Raw genomic sequence first — 19,356 nt, forward strand, 5'->3', positions numbered from 1 at the left:
TTTGAAAAAATAAACCTTTTTTATAGAAAAATTATTCATTAATTAGTATTATTTTATCAAAATGTTATTTTACTACATAATTTTTTATATATTATAGGGAGATTTTAAAAATGCCTTCTAAACCAGTCAAAAAGGATCATCGTGGATTTATTATGCCTATTGGAGGCGGAGAAGATAAGTTTGCAAGTCCTACAGTGTTAGAGAAGTTTATAGAGTTATCAGGTGGTGAGAATGCTAAAATAGCTGTTATACCTACTGCATCTAAATTACCAGATACGGGTGATATATATGTAGATATTTTTACAAAGATGGGTGTAAAAGATGTTTATAACCTAAAAATTGAGACACGTCTTGAAGCAACTTCTAATAAAGAGTATCAAGATTTACTTTCTCAATGCACGGGTATATTTATGACAGGAGGCAATCAGTTACTTCTTTCAACAACTCTTGGTGGTACTCCAATAGCCCAACTTATCCGTAGATTAAATGCAAAAGGTGTTAATGTTGCTGGTACATCAGCAGGCGCAGCGTTTATTTCAGGCTTTATGATTGCCGGAGGTCAGGCTGGATTAATGCCTAGATGTAATATGGTTAATCTAGCTCCAGGTCTTGGTCTGACAAATAAGCTTTTAGTTGACCAACATTTTTCGCAAAGAGATAGATTAGGTAGACTTCTTGCAGCATTATCATATAACCCATATATGGTGGGGGTAGGTATTGATGAAGATACTGCAGCGTTACTAAACTCTGATAACGTAATTGAAGTCGTCGGATCAGGTATGGTGACAATTATTGATTTCTCACACTTAAAGCATTCATCATTACATAATGCTCGTAATAATGCGCCAATTAGTTTAGTGGATATTCGTATGCACATGCTACTAGAAGGACAAAAATTTGATCTAAATACCTGCTTAGTTGAATACTAATCATAAAAATTCTTTTATAATCCCTATAAGTCAGTCAGATTATAATTATTAACATTAAATAGGGTGAAAATATGCAAAAAATTATAATTCATGGTGGTTGTGGTGCAAGAGAGGACAAAAATACTTCTTTTGTTGATTATCATCAACATTTATTACCAATAGTTGAAAAATCTTATGAGTATCTCAGACAAGTTGATGATGCTAATCAAGTAGCTGTATTTGCTGCAAAACTATTAGAAGATGATGAAATCTTTAATGCTGGTACAGGTTCTAGAGTACAGCAAGATGGCCAAATAAGAATGTCTGCATCTATTATAGATAGCCAAAATAAAAAATTTGCAGGTGTAATTAATATTCAAAATATTAAAAATCCAATAGAAGTTGCTAATCGTTTAATGCTACAGCATCACAGTGTATTAGCAGCAGATCAAGCTACTACATTTGCTCACGATATTATGAAGCTTCCTAAATACAACCCTATGACAGAAAAAAGATATCAAGAATATCTTGAGCTAAAAAAAGGTTATACAGGAACTATAGGCGTGGTTGTTTTAGATTCTAAAGGAAAAATATGTGCTGTGACTTCAACCGGTGGAGCTGGGTTTGAATATCCAGGTCGTGTAGGAGATAGTCCTACAGTTGCTGGTAACTTTGCAAATGAAGATATGGGTATATCTTGTACTGGTATCGGCGAACATATCCTAAATCAAGCTGTAGGAGCTAAAATTGCTACTAGAGTAAAAGATGGTATGGGCCTGTCTGAAGCAGTTGATAAATCAATAGCAGAAAGTAATAAGTTAGGTGACTACGTTGGTCTTATCGCGATAGATAAAAAAGGTAATATTTGCTCTGGATCTACATCAGTTGCACAAGCATTATATGCTTATGCAGATGGAGAAAAGATAAAAACTTTCTATGATGAAAAAATCTTATAAAAATATGTTGACTTAACAGCAAGAGTAAGTAATAATATACGTCATTGGCCTGATAGCTCAGTCGGTAGAGCAGAGGATTGAAAATCCTCGTGTCGGTGGTTCGATTCCGCCTCAGGCCACCATTAAATGAAATTGTCGGAGCATAGCGCAGCTTGGTAGCGCATCTGGTTTGGGACCAGAGGGTCGGGGGTTCAAATCCCTCTGCTCCGACCATTATTTGTGCGTCCGTAGCTCATCTGGATAGAGCATCGGCCTTCTAAGCCGAGGGTAGCAGGTTCGAATCCTGCCGGACGTGCCATTACAATTAGCAATTTGTAATGGTGGTTGTAGCTCAGTTGGTAGAGCCCCGGATTGTGATTCCGGTTGTCGTGGGTTCAAGTCCCATCAATCACCCCAGTTATTGCGGACGTGGCGAAATTGGTAGACGCACTGGATTTAGGTTCCAGCGGGCAACCGTGGGAGTTCGAGTCTCCCCGTCCGCACCACACTTTACTTTTACTCAAATAAAAATTATCTTGCAATGTTGTCTATCTGAGTATAAAGTACATTCTTTATAATACTCTCTCATTTTTGATTTAATGAATAAGCTTTCAAAAAAGCATATTATATTTGCTTCAGCTAGTACAATCGTCGAATGGTATGATTTTATGCTTTTTGCATATTTAACACCTGTTATTGCCCATATATTTTTTCCTGATGTTGGTAAATATACAGCTATATTAATGACTTTTGGAGTTTTTGCTGCAGGATTTTTTATGGGGCCTATTGGAAGTGTTGTAATGGGTAGTTTTGGTGACAGATTAGGTAGAAAGAAAGCTTTGGTTGTATCAATAGTTATGATGATAGTTCCAATGTTTGTTATTACCTGTTTACCAACGTACGGTAGTATAGGAGTTTTAGCCCCATTTGTATTAGTGATTATGAGGCTTCTTCAGGGATTTTCTATTGGTGGTTCTTATGGGGGCGTTATGGTTTTTATGATTGAGTCTGCCAAGCCAAACCGAAGAGCCTTTGTAGCAAGTTTTGCAACTATGTCATCAGGTACAGGAGTTTTTCTAGCATCTTTAGTTGCTATGTTAATATTTGGGGTATTTAGTCAAGATGCTCTAAATTTATGGGGTTGGAGATTAGGGTATGCTATAGGACTTATCTTAGCGCTAGTTTCTTTGCTTATGAGACTGTCAATCCCCGAGAGCTACTCTTTTGAAGAGCTCGAAAAGCAAGGCGAGATATGTAGCAAACCAGTCAGAGAGATGTTTAAAAAGCAGACAAAACCATTGTTTTTAGCTATCTCATTATCAGCATATGCAAATATTATTTACTATTTGGTTCTTTCATATTTACAATCTCATTTTACAGAATTACATTATTCTGAATTTACATCTTTAGCTATTGTTACAGTATTTAGTTTATTATTTTCATTTTTAGCACCCTTATGGGGGTTTATAAGTGATTGTATAGGTCGAAAGCCTCTAATAAAACTTTCTATACTTACTTATCTTTTCCTATCGTACCCAAGTTTTATAATAATGGAACAAGGCTTGTTTGGTTTAATTATTTCAATGGTAATATTAAGTATTCCTTTAATGGCTGTATGGGGAGCTTATGGTGCTTTTGCTCCAGAATTATTTAAAACAAAGTATCGCTATAGTGGTAATGCTCTAAGTTATAATATTGGGAATTCTTTTTTTGGAGGTACGATTCCTTTTATTGCGACATCACTAGTAGTTTCAACAGCGAATTTGCAAGCACCTGCATGGCTTTTAATTGTAGCGTCAATAGTAATGATTCCTATTGTCTATTTGATGCCTGAAACTAGGTAAAAAATATATTAAATCAAGATCTAATATAAATAATTTGTAAGCTTTGTATATAAAAATTTAAATGCTATACTTTTGTTAGATATGCTAGCTAAATAGGTGACTAATTTGGATTTTTGGTTAATTATAGGCGTTTTTATAATTCTATGTTTATATTTGATAATCGAGAATATAATTCACAATATCAGTATTAAGAGTATTCCTATTAGAATTCATGTAAATGGGACTAGAGGTAAATCAAGTGTAGCTAGGCTTATTGCTGCTGGAGTTAGAGCTGGTGGATATACAACTGTAGCGAAAACTACAGGAACTTTGGCAAGGTATATTGATGTAGATGGTTCAGAGACACCAGTTTTTAGAATAGGTTTTAGTAATATTGCCGAGCAAGTTAAGATTATGTTCAAGGCAAAAAGGGCAAAGGCAGATGCTATTATAATTGAATGCATGGCATTACAACCTTTGTTACAAGCTTTGTGTGAGCTTAAACTAATAAAAGCGACGCATGGTGTACTAACAAATGCTCGTCCTGATCACTTAGATGTTATGGGGCCTACAGAAAGAGATGTTGCTAAGGCATTAGCAGGAACAGTTCCAGTAAAATCAAAATATTTTACAGCCGAAGATATTCATTTGGATTTCTTTGACTATGTTTGTAAAGATAGAAACACTCAATTAATACCAGCTACAGCAGATGATGCTGAGAAGATATCTGATGATGAAATTAATAAATTTGTTTATTCAGAGTTTAAGATAAACGTTGCTTTAGCCTTAAAAGTTACAGATGATCTTGGTATTCCTCGTGATGTCGCACTTAAAGGTATGTGGGAAGCGACACCAGATCCAGGAGCGATGACTGAGTATAACTTTGATATCAAAGATTCTGAGATGAACTTTGCTAACGCTTTTGCTGCTAATGATCCTGTATCTACTAAAATGCTTTGGGATAAGCTTTTTGAAAAGTATCGTGACTGTGAGAAGAAGGTTCTTGTCGTAAACTGTAGAGCAGACAGAGAAGATAGATCTAAGCAAATTGCAGAAGCTATCTTAGGTTGGGAAAAGCCTGATTTAGTTGCTCTTATTGGTACAGGGACAGATGTTTTTGTATCTTTTTATAAAAAATATGCTAAGTCTTTAGGAGCAGAAACTTCGCAAGTTATAGTCTGCGAAGATATGAAGCCTATAGAGATACTTGAGAAAGTTTATGCTACGCAAAAAGCAAAGTCTTATATGCTTGTTGGCGTAGGAAATATTAAAGATATAGGTATGGATTTGGTTGATTATTGTGATCAAAGTCACAAAAATAAACATGATTTATAGTTTTTAGAATATACAGAGGAGAAAATATGGATCCATTAACGCTCTCGATCGGGATTGGTTTAATAGTTGGGCTAGTTTTTGTATCGCTTTTAGGTTTATCTACAGGTGGTATGGTTGTACCTGGGTATTTTGCTTTAGAAATGGGGGCTCCTGATAGGGTTATTGTCACTATTTTAATATCAATAGTAATATTTGGTATAGTTAGACTAATGTCAAAGTTTATGATTATATATGGTAGAAGAAGAATTGCTATTACAGTACTACTATCTTTCATACTAGGAACTATATGTAATGCTTTGTTCTCACAGTATTTAACTACTAGTTTTTATTCTAATAACCTTCAGGTAATAGGATATATTATTCCAGGGCTTATAACTTTATCTATAGATAGACAAGGACTGATTGAAACAATAGGTTCTTTGTTAATAGCTTCAATTGTTATACGTTTATTATTAATAGTTTTAATTGGACCTCAAATAGTAGGAATATAGTATGAGAACGATGTATTGGCACCGTAAATTTTTATCACGTTATATAATTGTGTTTTTAACAGTATTTATGATTATTTCATTGTATATTGTTGAAGGTAATCTAGTAGTTGAAACCAAAGGCTATACTCAGAAGCTACAAGCAGCAAAAATGACAGATTATGCTTTTGAACAAACTGAAAGACTATTTATGTCCAAAGGCTATTTATGTCCAAGAATGGGAGATATTTCTTGTACAGGTCTAATAGGTTTATCAATGACAGAAATAACTACAGATTCTGGTGATTTGTACGCAAAAAGATCTTCGGTAAACCCTAATATGGCAGCACTTTTTGTTGGCTGGTTAAGCCAGCTTAATTTGAAAGAGGGTGATACTGTTGCTGTTCAGGAAACAGGCTCTTATCCTGCTTTAGATATAGCAATGCTATCTGCGATAAAAACGTTAAAATTAAAACCTTTGATTATTTTCTCAGCTGGAGCCTCTCAGTTTGGTGCAAATAGACCAGATTTTACTTGGCCTGATATCTATCATAATCTAGTTGAAAAGGGGTTCTTCGATTACAAAGTATTAGGTGTAACTTTAGGTGGGTCTCATGATAATGGTTATGGGATGACTCCTAGAGCTATTTTAAAGCTTAATGATGCGATTAAGAGAAATGGTTATGAAGTGATAAATGTACCATATAAAGATGCAACGAATACCTCTGTTAAAAAACGTATGGATCTTTATAAAAAGGCTGCTGGAGATACTAAAATTAAAGCTTATATAAATGTTGGTGGTAATATGGCATCAATAGGTCTTAAGCAGGTTAAGCCAAAAACAGCTGATAAAAAAGATGATAAGGATAAGAAAACATCTAAAAGCGATAGCTCTGATAAAAGAATGATCAAGCTACGTAGCTTCCCTGCTGGGGTTACAAAAAACTTGCCTCCTGAATACAAGTATGTAAATTCTGTTGCTGTTAACTATTTGAAAGATGATGTACCTGTTATAAATGTTAGAGATATAAATAGTTCAATAATCAAAGACTATGGTTTAGCATATAATCCAACAACAGTTGTGCCTCCTGGTCAAGGCGCTATATTTTCTCAGAAAAAATACAACACAACTTTAGCTGCGATATTATTAATAATTGATATTGCTTTAATAGTTTTTATGGCATTTATTTCAAGAAAGTATCTAATTTCTTTTAAAACAAAGTAGTTATAAATTGCTTTGATTTTTAATTCAATTTATCATTTAGGTAATATATATCAATTTTTTAGTTAATATGTTTTGTTACTATGGTCTAAATAAGCTTATTTCAACTTATCTTCCCGATGAAGAAAGACAAAAAATATCTAAAGCTTTTATATTTGGTGCCGATGCTCATGAGACGCAAGTGCGAAGCTCAGGTGAACCGTACTTTACTCATCCTGTAGCTGTAGCATGTATATTAGCTGAGCTTAGGATGGATGTTGATACTGTCATTGCAGCACTATTACATGATGTTGTAGAAGATACAGAATATACGGCAGAAGATATTTCAGAGCGTTTTGGTGATAAAGTTGCCCAGCTTGTGGAAGGTGTAACGAAGCTTACTCAGATTCGTCATAAAAATAAAGCAGAACAGCAAGCTGAGAACTTTCGTAAATTACTTTTATCAGTAACAAAAGATGTTCGAGTTATTTTTATAAAACTAGCTGATAGATTACATAATATGCGAACTCTGGCACCTTTGAAGCCTGAGAAGAAAAGAAGGGTATCTAAAGAAACCTTAGATGTGTTTGCACCTTTAGCTCATAGATTAGGTATTAACACTTTAAAAGAGCAGCTAGAGACACTTGCATTTGAAGGAATGCATCCTTATCGATATCACATATTAGAAGAAAAGGTTAAAAAAGTAGAAAAGAATAAAGAAAAAGTTTTTTATCAAGTCAAGGAAGCTTTAGTTGAAAAGTTAGGTGATCTTGTTACTCCAGAAGATATAAAATCTAGAAAGAAAACTTTATATAGTATCTATAACAAAATGCGCAAAAAAGGTGTTTCTTTTGATGAGATCATGGATATGTATGCATATAAAGTCATAGTACCTAATAGAATTGATTGTTATGTTGCATTGGGTAAAGTTCATGAGTTATATAAGCCAATTCCTCAAAGGTTTAAAGATTATATAGCTACTCCAAAGGCAAATGGTTATAGATCAATACATACAGTAGTCTCAGGACCATATAATATTCCTTTAGAAATCCAGATTAAAACTGAGCAAATGGATCGCCAAGCTGAGTATGGTATTGCAGCTCATTGGAGTTATAAAATAGGTGAGAAAACTGATAAAGCTTTACAAAGATGGCTTAAAAAGATCTCTGATATTAATGTTTATACAGCGAGTTCAGTTGAGTTTTTAGAAAATGTTAAGGCCGATGTCTTTAATAACGATGTTTATGTATTTACTCCTCAAGGTGAAATTGTTGAGTTACCAATAAGCTCAACATGCGTTGATTTTGCTTATTTTATACATACAGACATTGGTAATAAGTGTATTTCTGCAAAAGTAAATAGAAAATCAGTACCTCTCAATTATAGGCTAAAACAAGGAGACCATGTTGAAATAGTTACTTCAGCTGTAGCTGATCCAAACCCTAGTTGGTTGAATTTTGTTGAGACAGGTAGAGCTAAGTCTGCTATTAAAGAGTTTTTAAAACAACAATATAAAAATACAGATTATATAAAAGGTAAAGAGCTTGTTGAAAATCGTCTTAGATCTTTAGAGGTAGAGTTAAAAGAAGTACCAAATGAGATTATAGATGGTGCATTATTTAATTATGAAGGAATTGATACTATAAATCGTTTTTATTTAGATACGGGTATAGGGTTAATAGATCCAAGTAATTTTATTGAATTTATTGCTAAATATTTTGATGATATACGTAACTCATATAACAAATCATCTGTGTCAAAAATACAAATTAGATATGGTGATGATCCTCGTATAGCAGATTGCTGCTTACCGTTACCAAATGATGAGATACTAGGTGTCGTTAATGATGATGGTAATGTTGAGGTTCATAGAAAAAGTTGTAATGAGCTATATGCAAAACTTAAACAAAAAAATGTTAAACAGATAGAAGCAGATTGGTTTGTAAATAGTGATGATGATCCGAGCTTTAAAACTCGGATTGCTATTACTCTTAAAAATATACCTGGATCAATTGCAAAAATTACAGCAACGTTAGCTAGAGAAGGTGTCGATATTAGAACTTTTGAAATGATGTCTGTAGATAATAAGCATGCAAAACTGGCATCTATTGTTGTTGTTAGAAATAGGCGAGAGCTTTATCTATTAATTCGTTTGATAAGAAAATTAGATACTTGTGAAAATGTAGAGAGAATTCTTAATATAGCTAAAGACTAAATATTAGTTCTAGCATTAAAAGCATGTAGTAATGTTTGTTGGTCTAGATATTCTAACTCTCCACCAAATGGCACACCAAAACCAATTCGAGAAATTTTAATATCACTGTTAATCATTTGAGAAATAAAATGAGCTGTAGTTTCACCTTCTACTGTAGGGCTTATAGCAAGTATTATTTCATCAATTTCACGAGATTCAATTATTTCAGATAAAATATCTAATTTAAGCTCGTTAGGACCAATTCCATCTAAGGGAGAAATTCTACCATTTAATATAAAGTATTTACCTTTAAAAATACCAGCTTCTTCAATAGCTATCATATCTAGCATACTTTCAACGATGCATAGCTTAGTATCATTACGGTTTAGATTATTACATATATCACAAATGGTATTCTCTGTTAATGCTTGACATTGCTGGCACTTTGTAATTGTTTGAGTTGCCTCTAAAAGCGAATTAGCAATAGCAATAGCTGTCTCAGGGGATTTGTCTAATAAATGTAATGCAAGTCGTTGCGATGACTTTTTACCAATAGTAGGTAATTTACGCAGAGATTCTATTACAGCTGTAATTTTGGGTGAGAATATCTTATTGCTCATTACTTGTTGAAAGGAAAGTTCATACCGTTTGGTAAATCAATACCAGCATCTTTTGCCATTTGTTGAATATCTGTAGAAGAAGAGTTTTCTTCAACTTTCTTAACAGCGCTATTAACCGCTGCTGCAATTAAATCTTCTAACATTTCTTTATCTTCGCTCATTAGAGAGTTATCTATGTTTACTGATTTAACATCATATTTTCCAGTCATTGTTATTTTTACAAGCCCGGCTCCAGACTCACCAGTGACTTCCATACTGTCACGTTGTTCTTGAGCTTTTTTCATTTGTTCTTGCATTTTTTGTGCTTGTTGCATTAGCTTTGACATATCAAAGTTCATTTTAGATCCTTAATTATTCTTATTTAAAATTTCTTTTACACATTCTAATATTTGTTCATTTGAGTCTTTTATCAATGTTTTTTTTGCAATTTGTGACATTTTTTCAAGTTGAGCTTTATCCTGTGATAGAGGCTTTATTATATCTATTAAATTTTCTAAAGTCATCTCTTGCTGTCTTAAGCAGAAACCTGCGCCATTTTTGACAATGTTTTGAGCATTAAAAAACTGATGATCATCAACTGCTGAGGGTAGTGGTATAAATATTGCAGGTAATCCTGCTACAGCGCATTCTGATACGGTTAGAGCTCCGGCTCTACAAATTATCAGATCTGCCCATTTATATGCAGCTTCCATATCAAATATAAATGCTGAAATATCTTTAATATTATCTGCAGGAATATTTTTGTAATTATCTTTAGTTTGCTCAAGTGTTAGCTTTCCTGTTTGATGCCAAATTTTTATATCAATATTTTGTTCTTTAGCTTTTGTAATTAAGTTTGGAATAATTTCATTTATTGCTTTTGCTCCTTGGCTACCTCCAAGGATTAGCAGTTTAAGTTGAGGGTTAGAGAAATCTTTAATTTTGTCATTTAACTCAACTATATCTTTTCTTACAGGATTACCAACAACTTTTGTTCTAGCTAGTTGTTTTTCAGAGAAATGATCTTTGATATTGTCTATATCAAAAGCTAAGCATATTTTGCTAGCTAGCTTTGCTAAGATCCTATTTGTCAGACCGATTTTTGCATTTTGCTCATGTATTATAATAGGGATTTTATTTTGAACTGCTGCTAGACATATCGGTCCAGAAACATAGCCACCGAATCCTATCACAAGATCAGTTTTGAATTTTTTTAATATTGATTTTGCTTTAATTGTGCTGATTATTAATTTTATAGGGAAAGAGATCTTTTTTATTATTCCTTTTCTTCGGACACCAGATGATTTTATAAATTGGATATTGAAATATTTAGGTACTATATTTGCTTCCATGCTATTTGGGGTGCTGCCGACCCAGGTTACATTAGCTTTGTGTTGCTTCAATAGCTCCGCTACAGCTAAAGCTGGATATATGTGACCACCTGTTCCACCTGCAGTAATAATTATATTTTTATTTTCAAGATTCATATACTTTAATGACTAAAAATTTGTTTTTTACAAATTAATTTTAAAGTATTTTTATGCTATTATCATCAATTAGCTAAAATAAAAAAACTCGGTTAGTCAAAGAGGGAATATGTCAGAAATTAATTACAATTATTTATATACAGAATCTAATGAGTGGGTAGAAATCAAAGAAAATATTGCAAGAGTAGGGATCGATGATTATTCGCAAAATGAATTTGGTGAAATTGTTTATGTAGATCTACCTAAAGTAGGTCAGCATTATTCTAAAGATGATGAGGTTTGTGTTATAGAGTCTGTTAAGACAGCTTCTGATATTTATTCACCTTTATCAGGTAGGGTTATTAAAGTTAATGAAGAATTAATTAGTAATCCTAAGCTTATTAATAAGTCATGCTATACAGATGGCTGGATATTTGAGATAGAGCTTAGTGATATACAAGAGATAAATAATCTTTTGAAGCCAGAAGATTATAAAAATTATGTTGAATAAAAATTACTTCATATTAATTCTTTTACTTTTTTTATCTTTTGACACCTTTGCCTCACAAAAGTATCTTGATTATTGTAAGATATACAACCCTAAAAAAGGTATTGAGTATGAAACTCATACAAAAATATCTATAGATTTTTGTAAATATTATCTAAGGTTGTGTAACGAAAAATATAATAATAAATGTAGGGCTGTAATGAACGGCTATCAAGGACTTTATAATACAAATAAAGTTATAGCAACAATGCATGTACTCTATAATGATGATTTTGATAGACTAAATAACTAAAAATTTATCAATATTTGATAGTTATTTATTATTTTTATTTAAAGTTTCTCACTCTACATACTAAGCATGATAAGTAATTTACATAACTGACTCTATACCATATAATATAGCTCGTGCGTAATTTTATATTAAATTAAAAAAAGAAGAAAAAACATGATAAACATTACATTTCCTGATGGCTCTATAAAAGAGTTTGAAAAAGGCGTTAATTCATTACAAGTTGCAAAATCTATCTCTCCAGGTTTAGCTAAAGCGACCGTAGGAGTGTATGTAAATGGTCAGTTAACAGATGCAAAAGATACTATTGAGAATGATTGTGAATTAAAACTTATTACGACAAAAGATACTGAAGGCTTAGAGATTTTACGTCATTCGTGTGCTCATCTTTTAGCTCATGCAGTTAAAGAGTTATATCCTAAAACGGAAGTTACTATAGGACCTGTTGTTGAAAATGGCTTTTATTATGATTTTTCTTTTAAAGATAATATTGGTGAGTCTGACTTACCAGAAATAGAAAAGAAAATGAAAGAGCTTGCTAAAAAAGGTACACCAGTTAGCTATAAAGTTGTTTCTAAAGATGAAGCTATAGCGTTTTTTAAAGCTCAAGGTGAAAATTATAAGGTTGATATAATTGATAGTATCCCAGCAGATCAGCAAATTAAAATCTATACTCAAGGTGAGTTTAGTGATCTATGTCGTGGTCCTCATATTCCAAGTACAGCAGTTTTAAAAGCATTTAAGTTAACTAAGCTAGCTGGAGCATACTGGAGAGGTGATTCTAGTAATGAAATGTTGACTAGAATTTATGGAACTTGTTGGGCTACTAAAGAAGATTTAGAGCAATATCTTCATATGATAGAAGAAGCAGAAAAACGTGATCATAGAAAGATTGGTAAGGCTTTAGATTTATTTCATTTCCAGGAAGAGTCTCCTGGGATAGCTTTTTGGCATGATAATGGAACTAGGATTTGGCGTGAAGTAGAAGACTATATGAGAGCTTCTAACAATAAATATGGTTGTGGTGAAATTCGTACGCCATTAATAGCAGATTTTAGTTTATGGGAAAAATCTGGACATGCTTCAAAATATGCTGAAAATATGTTCTCAACTAAATCAGAAAATAGAGATTTCGCAATTAGACCAATGAACTGCCCAACTTGTGTGCAGGTTTATAATACTAAATTACATAGTTATCGCGATTTACCTATTAGAATGGCTGAGTTTGGTATAGTACATAGAAATGAGCCATCAGGATCTTTGCATGGTTTGATGAGGGTTCGAAGCTTTACTCAAGATGATGGTCATATTTTTTGTTCACCTGAGCAAGTTGAAGAAGAAGTTATCCTAATGGTTAAGCAATGTTTTGAAGTCTATAAAGATTTTGGCTTTAATGATTTTGAGGTAAAGATTGCGCTAAGACCAGAAAATAGAATTGGTGATGATGAAACTTGGGATAAGTCTGAGCAAATGCTTAAAAATGCTCTAGAGGCTAATAATGTAGCTTATGAATTATTGCCAGGTGAGGGAGCCTTTTATGGACCTAAGATAGAGTTTCATTTAAAAGATGCTATTGGTAGAAGTTGGCAGTGTGGTACAATACAACTAGATTTTTCTATGCCACAAAGATTAGGCGCTACTTATATTGATAAGAATGGCGATAAGCAAGTTCCTGTAATGTTACATAGAGCAATAGTTGGATCTTTAGAGAGATTTATCGGCATGCTTATTGAGCATTATGCTGGCAATTTACCGTTATGGCTAACGCCTACTCAAGTTGTTGTAACTGGAATTAGTAATTATCAAGATGAATATTGTAGAGAAGTTTTTGAAACTTTAGAAAAAAATGGTATTCGCACAAAAATAGACTTGAGAAATGAGAAAATAGGGTTTAAAATACGTGAGCATACTCTTTTACGAGTTCCTTACCTTATTATTCTAGGTAAAAATGAGCAAGAGCAAAAAGTTGTAAATATAAGAAAGCATAATGGTGAAGCATTAGGACAGATGTCCGTAGATGATTTTTGTGTTTTTCTGAAAGAGCAAATAAAAGCGAAAAAATAATAATTTCTGTGGAGGAAAAAAGTTATTAAAACGGATAAAAAAGCGCCTATTAATGAGCAAATAAAAGCCAGAGAGGTGCGTCTAGTTGGTGTTGATGGAGAGCAAATAGGAATTGTATCGATCAATGAGGCTTTAGCATTAGCCGAACAGGCTGATGTTGATTTGGTTGAAATGGTAGCAAATGCTAAGCCACCAGTTTGTCGTTTGATGGACTATGGTAAGTACTTATTTGAACAAGGTAAGAAAAAAGCACAAGCTAAAAAGAACCAAAAACAGACACAGGTAAAAGAAGTAAAACTTAGACCAGTGACTGATGTAGGGGACTATCAGGTAAAACTACGCAACCTGATAAAGTTCTTAGAAAAAGGCGATAAAGTAAAAGTTACGCTGAGATTCAGAGGTAGAGAAATGTCACACAAAGAGCTAGGCATGGAAATGCTTAAGCGTATGGCAAATGATGCAGCTGAACACGGTGTAGTGGAACACCAACCTAAAATGGAAGGTCGTCAGATGATTATGGTTTTAGGACCTAAGAAAAAGTAGTAAATAAAAATAACAATTAATACAATGCGGAGTATTTAAAAATGCCTAAGTTAAAAACTAAGAGTGGTGCTGCTAAGCGCTTTAAAAAGACTGGTAAAGGTGGTTTCAAACACCGTTGTGCAAATCGTGCTCATATCAACACTAAAATGACAACTAAAAGAAAACGTCATTTAAGAGGTATGAATCAAGTAGCTAAGGTTGACGCACCTAGCTTAGTTCAACAAATGCCTTACGCATAATATTGAACGCAGATTTGTTTATCAATTTTTAAAGTGGAGATTAAATTATGTCAAGAGTAAAAAGAGGCGTAACAGCACGTGCACGTCATAAGAAAGTTTTAAATCAAGCTAAAGGTTACTACGGTGCTCGTTCAAGAGTATACAGAGTAGCTAAACAAGCTGTAATTAAAGCAGGTCAATATGCTTATAGAGACCGTAAAGTTAAGAAAAGAACATTCAGATCTCTTTGGATCGTTCGTATCAATGCTGCTGCTAGACAATACGATATTAGCTATAGCCAATTAATCAATGGCTTAAACAAAGCTGGTGTTGAGCTAGATAGAAAAGCATTAGCTGAACTAGCTGTATACAACAAAGATGCATTTGCTGCTGTTGTAGAAAAAGCAAAAGCTGCTTTAGCTTAATGAACTATTAATATTAATAATAATATTATATTCTAATTTTCAAAACTTAAGTGAAACACTTAAATCCTCTACTTATCAAAAGATTATCTCTTATAGTATTTTTTAGTCTAGGAATATTTATATTCTTTATTTTAGATGGATTTAAATATTTTAATTTAAATGAATTGCAGTTAGCTTATAATAGAGCAAACTTATATGTTAATGAGCATATTATAATATCGTCTTTTATATATGCTTTAATATATATACTTACAGTTTTTTTCTCAGTTCCTATAAAGCCATTTTTAAAGATATTAGCTGGGTTATTATTTGGATTATATCTAGGGTTTATAATCTCTTTATTGTCAGCTACAGCAGGAGCTATGCTAACATTCCTGATTATAAAATACTCTTGGGGTGAAAGCTCGGGTAATTCGAAAATAAAGGTTGTTTCAAAGTTTACATCTTTGGTAATTAAGCATCCTGTTTTAGTTTTATTTGTTGCTAGATTGATGCCTATGCCTTTTTTTATACCTAATGTATTAGCTGCTATTTTAAAAGTAAAAAATCGTATTTTCTTTTTTACAACTTTATTAGGGATAATTCCTTTTACATTTATATATGTTTGGTTTGGAGTGCATTTTAAAGATGCTATAGAAACGAATGCTTCTAATAGTTTTGTCGATTATAAATTTGTACTTGCTTTGAGTGTATTATGCCTAATGTCTTTAATACCTTTTATATTTAAGGCTTACTATAAAAAGGTGAAAAAATAGCAAATATCTAAGCGTACTTTGTTAGCCCATTTATCTTATAGACTTTTAGTTTAACATAGCGTAATAAGGATCTGTCTTGGATATGTAGTACTTCTTTAGCGTTTTTGGGTTGTACTTTTTCAATATCAATAATTGATCTATTTAGCATTAGTCCATGAGTGTGAGTTAAAAGTTTATTTTTACTAGCAAAAGGGTTGTTATATAAAACCGAAGATAGCTCTTTATTGACCTTTGTTAGTTTTTTGTCATGAAAGTTACTAACAACACCCATGATGGCAAAATTAACATCACTGTCTTTATATTCTTTTTCATCATAGTAATTATTAGAGTTATTAAATATATTTTCTCGATTTATTGGAGCCTTTGTTATTGCCTCAGCATTTACTGTTGAAAATTGCGCACAGCCAACTACTGCAAAAGGAGATTTTAATTGTTGATATATCTGTTTGTATATATCAGCTAAAGAGTATTCTTGATCAAAGGAAAAATATTTAACATAGTAGTTAACGGGAGTATTTTTGGGGATAAGAAAAATACCTGTAGTAACAAATTCAGGTCCCCACATTAAGGGATCGCGTTCTGTACGACTTATATCTGTTCGCGAGGAGTAGATCATATTATTAAGCAAAATACATTCGCCTAAGTTATAAACACTTTGTGGCGAACCAAGCTCAAAACCATAATCAAAATTACTAGCAAGAAAGCGCTTATTTTTAAGTTCTTCTGGAACAACACCTTGAATGACATTATCAACATGGCCGATATATGCTAGTGTTTCGGTATTATCATTTTGCTTTTCAAAGAAAATCATAATTAGTTACCTAAATTTGCCTCATGTGCTTTTGTAAATAGATCAATATTATCAGAATAATCTATTTCTATATCTATTACAGTAGGTTTGTTAGAATTTAAGTAATTATTATATACTTCTGTAATATCTTCTGGTCGTTTTATTTGATCTCCATTAGCACCAAAAGCGGTTGCAAACTTTGGTATATCAATTTTCCCAAGCTCGACAGAAGCTTCTCTCTTATATTTCATTTCTTGCTGTTCTTTTACCATATCATAACTACCATCTCTCCAGACAAAGTGGATTATATTGATATTTTCTCGAACTGCAGTTTCTAGCTCCATTGCTGAAAATAAGAAGCCACCATCACCAGAAATGCTTATTACTTTTTTATTAGGGTTTGATAGCTTCACAGCCATTGCCCAAGGTAGGCCAACACCTAAGGTTTGTTGTCCATTACTAAACAACAATTGATGAGGCTTATGAGATATTAGATATCTAGCTAACCACATATATACAGATCCTACATCACAGCAGATAATCGTATCATCATCTATAATCTTATTAAGTTCATAAATAAACCTAAGAGGATGTATGGTGTTATTTTTACCTATTTTATTTCTACCTTCTCTAATTTTATCAAATAATTCATCTTGAAGATTCTTATATGAGTGAATGCTAATATCTGTTATACGATTTGATAAGTGTTCAATATTCTCTTTTATATTACCAAGCAGCTCACATTCAGGTTGATATGTCGTATGTATATTTGCAGGATGGTAGTTTATATGAATTATTTTTTTAGATGAGTCTACGTTCCAGATCTCAGGATCGTACTCGCATAGATTGAATCCTACAGTTATTACTAAATCAGATTTTTGCAGAAGTTTATCACCAGGTTGATTTTTAAATAAGCCAACTCTACCATAAAAACAAAATAAAAGATTTTTAGGGATAACTCCAGCTCCTTGATATGTTGATATTGCTGGAATTTGATATTTACGTATAAGCTTAATAATAGCTTCTGTATTTTCAGGTCTCGATGCTTCTTGTCCTAAGAGTAAAATTGGTCTTTTAGCATCAGCAATATGTTGACAAGCTTTTATAACTTCTTCTTTATTTGCATGTCCATAATTAATATTTAGTAGATTAGAACATGGTATAGCTTGAGTTTGATTAGAAAGTATATCTTGAGGAAGGCTTATAAAGCATGATCCTGCTTGAGGAGATTTTGAAAGTCTAAAGGCATTTGCTATAGTTTCAGGAATAATATCAGCAGTTGTTACTTCAATAGATGATTTTGTAACAGTATCAAGTAGCTTTGCATTATCAGTATTTTGATGGGTTTCTCTAAACTTCATATTTAATGGGACATTACCTCCTAGAGCAACAACAGGATCTCCTTCTGTAGTTGCTGTTAGAAGTCCTGTAGCTAAGTTTGCTACACCTGGACCTGAAGTAACTAATACAACTCCTGGTTTGCCAGTAACTCTACCATATGCAGCAGCCATAAAAGCAGCATTTTGCTCATGTCTACACAAAATAACTTTAATATTTGAATCTACTAAAGCATCAAAAACGGCATCGATTTTTGCACCAGGTATACCAAAGATATATTCGACTTTTTGACTCTCTAGACATTTAACTACAAGTTGAGAACCTGATAACATAATGGTTTCTCCTAAATTTATAAAAATAATAGATTAATACATAATAAGATAGCTTAAAATAGCGGTATATACCATATACTATAAGCGAGTTTGTTTTAAAAGTTGAAAGGAATTTTTTATGTTAAAGTATAGTTTTATGGATGATTATAGTGAAGGATGCCATCCTAACATTCTTAGAGTGTTAAATGATACCAATTTTATTCAGCAGGTAGCTTATGGTAATGATGAGTATTCTTATCAGGCAAAAAAACTTATTACTAAATATTTTAATAAAAATGATGTTGATATACATTTTGTTGCAGGAGGTACGCTTGCTAATTTAATTTGTATTTCTAGTATTTTAAAACCATATGAGGCAATAATTTCTGCAAGTAGTGGGCATATCGCTTTGCGAGAGGCAGGAGCAATTGAAGCAACAGGACATAAAATAATTTCTGTTAGTTCAGCAAATGGAAAGTTAACCTCAAACGATATTAAAGAGGTGCTTAAAAATAACTCCCATGCTCCACATATGGCAAAACCGAAATTAGTATATATATCGAATTCAACAGAGCTTGGAACTATATATACAAAAGCTGAACTGCAAGAATTATCAAAAATATGTAAAGAAAATGACTTATTATTATTCGTTGATGGAGCAAGGTTAGGCGCTGCTCTGACAGCTAATAAAAGTGATTTAAATTTAGCAGATATTGTAGAGCTTGTAGATATATTTTGGATAGGAGGAACTAAAACAGGTATTTTATTTGGTGAGGCTATAGTTATTCCAAATAAAAAGCTAGCTTATGAGTTTGATTTTAATATTAAACAACGCGGAGCTTTATTAGCTAAAGGTAGGGTGTTAGGACTTCAGTTTAGAGAATTATTTTCTAATAATCTTTTCTTTGAACTAGCTAGTCATGCCAATAAAATGGCAGAAAAGCTTTCGCAAGGAATAATTGAGGCTGGTTTCAGATTATTGCAACCTACACAGAGTAATCAGATTTTTGCTATTTTGCCAAATACTCTAATTAAGTCTCTTCAAGAAAAGTTTATATTTTTTGTTATGGATGAAATCGATGAGCAAAACTCAATGGTACGATTAGTTACTTCTTGGGCTACAATAGAAGAGAAAGTAGATAGTTTCATAAAAGAAGTAGCTAAAGCCAAATAATGAGGAAGTCTAT

The 19,356-nt window shown here is 32.6% G+C and carries 20 protein-coding genes and 5 tRNA genes; 20 read left to right on the forward strand and 5 right to left on the reverse strand.

The annotated features are described in order from the left end of the window. Nucleotides 1-110: 110 nt before the first annotated feature. From F3D62_RS01330 to F3D62_RS01385, 12 genes are all read left to right on the forward strand, one after another. Complete coding sequence (locus F3D62_RS01330; protein WP_150466459.1) at nucleotides 111-929, forward strand: cyanophycinase; 819 nt, start codon at nucleotides 111-113, stop codon at nucleotides 927-929. Between the two features lie 71 nt (nucleotides 930-1,000). Beyond that, nucleotides 1,001-1,864: an isoaspartyl peptidase/L-asparaginase gene (locus tag F3D62_RS01335; protein WP_150466460.1), complete on the forward strand. Its 864-nt coding sequence runs from the start codon at nucleotides 1,001-1,003 to the stop codon at nucleotides 1,862-1,864. Nucleotides 1,865-1,910: 46 nt separating this feature from the next. Further along, nucleotides 1,911-1,986, forward strand: a tRNA-Phe gene (locus tag F3D62_RS01340). Between the two features lie 14 nt (nucleotides 1,987-2,000). Continuing rightward, nucleotides 2,001-2,077, forward strand: a tRNA-Pro gene (locus F3D62_RS01345). A gap of 8 nt (nucleotides 2,078-2,085) precedes the next feature. After that, nucleotides 2,086-2,162 (forward strand) — tRNA-Arg (locus F3D62_RS01350). Nucleotides 2,163-2,184: 22 nt separating this feature from the next. Next, nucleotides 2,185-2,260 (forward strand) — tRNA-His (locus F3D62_RS01355). A gap of 6 nt (nucleotides 2,261-2,266) precedes the next feature. After that, nucleotides 2,267-2,349 (forward strand) — tRNA-Leu (locus tag F3D62_RS01360). 93 nt (nucleotides 2,350-2,442) lie between these two features. Next, on the forward strand, nucleotides 2,443-3,687 hold the full coding sequence (locus tag F3D62_RS01365; RefSeq protein WP_150466461.1) for an MFS transporter: 1,245 nt from the start codon (nucleotides 2,443-2,445) through the stop codon (nucleotides 3,685-3,687). 96 nt (nucleotides 3,688-3,783) lie between these two features. Then, nucleotides 3,784-5,001: a poly-gamma-glutamate synthase PgsB gene (gene pgsB / locus F3D62_RS01370; RefSeq protein WP_150466462.1), complete on the forward strand. Its 1,218-nt coding sequence runs from the start codon at nucleotides 3,784-3,786 to the stop codon at nucleotides 4,999-5,001. Between the two features lie 26 nt (nucleotides 5,002-5,027). Next, nucleotides 5,028-5,492 carry a poly-gamma-glutamate biosynthesis protein PgsC gene (gene pgsC / locus F3D62_RS01375; RefSeq protein WP_072712710.1) on the forward strand — a complete coding sequence of 155 codons (465 nt, stop codon included), beginning with the start codon at nucleotides 5,028-5,030 and terminating at the stop codon, nucleotides 5,490-5,492. Between the two features lies 1 nt (nucleotide 5,493). After that, a complete protein-coding gene (pgsW, locus tag F3D62_RS01380) occupies nucleotides 5,494-6,693 on the forward strand; it encodes a poly-gamma-glutamate system protein (RefSeq protein WP_150466463.1) in 1,200 nt (399 codons plus the stop codon). A gap of 67 nt (nucleotides 6,694-6,760) precedes the next feature. Further along, on the forward strand, nucleotides 6,761-8,884 hold the full coding sequence (locus F3D62_RS01385) for a RelA/SpoT family protein (protein WP_150466464.1): 2,124 nt from the start codon (nucleotides 6,761-6,763) through the stop codon (nucleotides 8,882-8,884). On the opposite strand, the gene recR is transcribed toward F3D62_RS01385, so the two are convergent. Genes recR through murG form a run of 3 tightly spaced genes read right to left on the reverse strand, consistent with a single transcriptional unit; the run spans nucleotide 8,881 to nucleotide 10,949 of the window. Further along, nucleotides 8,881-9,483, reverse strand: coding sequence for a recombination mediator RecR (gene recR, locus F3D62_RS01390; protein ID WP_150466465.1), 603 nt, complete (start codon nucleotides 9,481-9,483; stop codon nucleotides 8,881-8,883). The genes F3D62_RS01385 and recR overlap by 4 nt on opposite strands. Further along, nucleotides 9,483-9,821 carry a YbaB/EbfC family nucleoid-associated protein gene (locus F3D62_RS01395; protein WP_150466466.1) on the reverse strand — a complete coding sequence of 113 codons (339 nt, stop codon included), beginning with the start codon at nucleotides 9,819-9,821 and terminating at the stop codon, nucleotides 9,483-9,485. The genes recR and F3D62_RS01395 overlap by 1 nt, the downstream gene beginning before the upstream one ends. Before the next feature lie 9 nt (nucleotides 9,822-9,830). Continuing rightward, complete coding sequence (murG, locus tag F3D62_RS01400; RefSeq protein WP_150466467.1) at nucleotides 9,831-10,949, reverse strand: undecaprenyldiphospho-muramoylpentapeptide beta-N-acetylglucosaminyltransferase; 1,119 nt, start codon at nucleotides 10,947-10,949, stop codon at nucleotides 9,831-9,833. 109 nt (nucleotides 10,950-11,058) lie between these two features. On the opposite strand from murG, the gene gcvH reads away from it, so the two are divergent. The 7 genes from gcvH to F3D62_RS01435 all read left to right on the forward strand — a co-directional run bounded on the left by gcvH (nucleotide 11,059) and on the right by F3D62_RS01435 (nucleotide 15,730). Beyond that, nucleotides 11,059-11,439 carry a glycine cleavage system protein GcvH gene (gene gcvH / locus F3D62_RS01405; protein WP_150466468.1) on the forward strand — a complete coding sequence of 127 codons (381 nt, stop codon included), beginning with the start codon at nucleotides 11,059-11,061 and terminating at the stop codon, nucleotides 11,437-11,439. Continuing rightward, complete coding sequence (locus F3D62_RS01410; RefSeq protein ID WP_150466469.1) at nucleotides 11,429-11,728, forward strand: hypothetical protein; 300 nt, start codon at nucleotides 11,429-11,431, stop codon at nucleotides 11,726-11,728. The genes gcvH and F3D62_RS01410 overlap by 11 nt, the downstream gene beginning before the upstream one ends. A gap of 153 nt (nucleotides 11,729-11,881) precedes the next feature. Then, nucleotides 11,882-13,789, forward strand: coding sequence for a threonine--tRNA ligase (thrS, locus tag F3D62_RS01415; RefSeq protein ID WP_150466470.1), 1,908 nt, complete (start codon nucleotides 11,882-11,884; stop codon nucleotides 13,787-13,789). A gap of 6 nt (nucleotides 13,790-13,795) precedes the next feature. Beyond that, the gene (gene infC / locus F3D62_RS01420; RefSeq protein ID WP_150466471.1) at nucleotides 13,796-14,332 is read left to right on the forward strand and encodes a translation initiation factor IF-3; all 537 of its coding nucleotides are present in this window, start codon (nucleotides 13,796-13,798) and stop codon (nucleotides 14,330-14,332) included. A gap of 41 nt (nucleotides 14,333-14,373) precedes the next feature. After that, nucleotides 14,374-14,571 (forward strand): 50S ribosomal protein L35, encoded by a 198-nt coding sequence (gene rpmI, locus F3D62_RS01425; RefSeq protein WP_072712699.1) that lies wholly within the window; start codon nucleotides 14,374-14,376, stop codon nucleotides 14,569-14,571. A 47-nt stretch (nucleotides 14,572-14,618) separates the two neighbouring features. Further along, nucleotides 14,619-14,975, forward strand: coding sequence for a 50S ribosomal protein L20 (rplT, locus tag F3D62_RS01430; RefSeq protein WP_150466472.1), 357 nt, complete (start codon nucleotides 14,619-14,621; stop codon nucleotides 14,973-14,975). A 50-nt stretch (nucleotides 14,976-15,025) separates the two neighbouring features. Beyond that, nucleotides 15,026-15,730, forward strand: coding sequence for a TVP38/TMEM64 family protein (locus F3D62_RS01435; protein ID WP_150466473.1), 705 nt, complete (start codon nucleotides 15,026-15,028; stop codon nucleotides 15,728-15,730). A gap of 7 nt (nucleotides 15,731-15,737) precedes the next feature. Here F3D62_RS01435 and F3D62_RS01440 read toward each other — a convergent pair whose 3' ends face one another. Beyond that, complete coding sequence (locus F3D62_RS01440; RefSeq protein WP_150466474.1) at nucleotides 15,738-16,541, reverse strand: hypothetical protein; 804 nt, start codon at nucleotides 16,539-16,541, stop codon at nucleotides 15,738-15,740. A 2-nt stretch (nucleotides 16,542-16,543) separates the two neighbouring features. Further along, nucleotides 16,544-18,190, reverse strand: coding sequence for an acetolactate synthase AlsS (alsS, locus tag F3D62_RS01445; protein ID WP_150466475.1), 1,647 nt, complete (start codon nucleotides 18,188-18,190; stop codon nucleotides 16,544-16,546). A 118-nt stretch (nucleotides 18,191-18,308) separates the two neighbouring features. On the opposite strand from alsS, the gene F3D62_RS01450 reads away from it, so the two are divergent. Then, nucleotides 18,309-19,343, forward strand: coding sequence for a threonine aldolase family protein (locus F3D62_RS01450; RefSeq protein ID WP_150466476.1), 1,035 nt, complete (start codon nucleotides 18,309-18,311; stop codon nucleotides 19,341-19,343). Nucleotides 19,344-19,356 lie beyond the last annotated feature (13 nt).

The organism is Francisella sp. SYW-9 (assembly GCF_008711465.1).
Classification (GTDB): Bacteria; Pseudomonadota; Gammaproteobacteria; order Francisellales; family Francisellaceae; genus Francisella.